Genomic DNA, 1,336 nt, shown 5'->3' with positions numbered 1-1,336 from the left:
CCTACTCGTCCGTGCGGATCAACACGAATTGCGCCTGGCGCTACGAGTACTACCTGCTCGACGCGGTGAACTACGACCTCACCGGCACGTACGCGTGCAGCATCCCGTCCGGCTACACGTACACGGCCTCGCGGCTGGGCAGCAACTGCTCCACCTCGGGCTCCAGCTACGAGTACCGGCTCGCCAGGGTCTGACCCACCGCCGCCGGGACCACCGGCTGATCACCGAATGCCATCGAAGTCGTCCCGGCACTTCCGGTTCGTCCGGTTCCCGGGGGAAGATGCGCTCCCCCCGCCGCGACGACGCGAGAGACCCAGGTGATCGCCATGGATTCCGCCCTGACGACGGTGGGCCTCCCCGTCGCGCTCGCCGTGGTCATGTTCGGGCTCGGGCTGTCGCTGACGGTCGGCGACTTCACCCGGACGGCGCGGGAGCCGCGGGCCGTGGCGGTCGCGTTGGCCACGCAACTGGTGCTGCTGCCGGCGGTGTGCTTCGCGCTGGTGGTGGCGCTGGGGCTGGACCCGGTGCTCGCGGTCGGCATGATGCTGCTCGCCGCCTCGCCCGGCGGCACCACGGCGAACCTGTTCAGCCACCTGTTCCGCGGCGACGTGGCGCTCAACATCACCCTGACCGCGGTGAACTCGGTGCTGGCCGTGGTCACGTTGCCGCTGGTGGTGAACTTCGCCCTGGACCACTTCCGGCCGGTGGGCGAGGGCGTGGTCGGCCTGGAGTTCGGCAAGGTCGCCCAGGTGTTCGCGGTCGTGCTGGTCCCGGTGGCGCTCGGGATGCTGGTGCGCCGCCGGTCGGCCCCGTTCGCGGACCGGGCCGACCGGCCGGTGCGGGTCTTCTCCGCGGTGGTGCTGGTGGCGGTGATCGCGGGCGCGATCCTCGCCGAGCGGGAGAACGTGGGCGACCACCTGGCCGACGTCGGCCTGGTGACGGTGCTGTTCTGCGCGTGCAGCCTGGCGGTGGGCTACGCCGTGCCGCGCCTGGCCCGGGTCGGGCGGCGGCAGGCGGTCGCGTCCGCGTTCGAGGTGGGCGTGCACAACAGCACGCTGGCGATCACGGTGGCGGTGAGCGTGCTGGGCAGCGAGGCGCTGGCGGTGCCGGCGGCGGTGTACGGCATCGTGATGTTCCCGCTGGCCGCGGCGGCCGGGTACCTCATCACCCGAACGGATGCCGCCCAAAACGCCGTCAAGAACCCCTAAAAAGGCGGTCTCAACAGCGCTTTCACCCTACCGTCCCGGCATTCTCGCTGGGCCGTTCAGGTGAGATACGTCGGAGTTCCGAAGCAGAGAATGCGAGACAGAGCGTGAGCTAGTTCTCACATGTCACC

General features: G+C 70.2%; 1 protein-coding gene and 1 pseudogene. Both read left to right on the top strand.

From position 1 onward, the window contains the following. Window positions 1-194 (top strand): annotated as a pseudogene (locus ACFV4N_RS43840) (hypothetical protein); the annotation flags it as partial. A gap of 132 nt (window positions 195-326) precedes the next feature. Continuing rightward, the gene (locus tag ACFV4N_RS43835; RefSeq protein ID WP_499678619.1) at window positions 327-1,208 is read left to right on the top strand and encodes a bile acid:sodium symporter family protein; all 882 of its coding nucleotides are present in this window, start codon (window positions 327-329) and stop codon (window positions 1,206-1,208) included. The last annotated feature ends 128 nt before the right edge of the window (window positions 1,209-1,336 follow it).

The sequence above is a fragment of the Actinosynnema sp. NPDC059797 genome (assembly GCF_042732085.1).
Classification (GTDB): domain Bacteria; phylum Actinomycetota; class Actinomycetes; order Mycobacteriales; family Pseudonocardiaceae; genus Actinosynnema.
This window is presented reverse-complemented; position numbering and strand designations above follow the sequence as displayed.

Bases quoted from the DNA above. Each gene is read 5' to 3' on its own strand.
- ACFV4N_RS43835 (WP_499678619.1), top strand. From the start codon at position 327: ATGGATTCCGCCCTGACGACGGTGGGCCTCCCCGTCGCGCTCGCCGTG.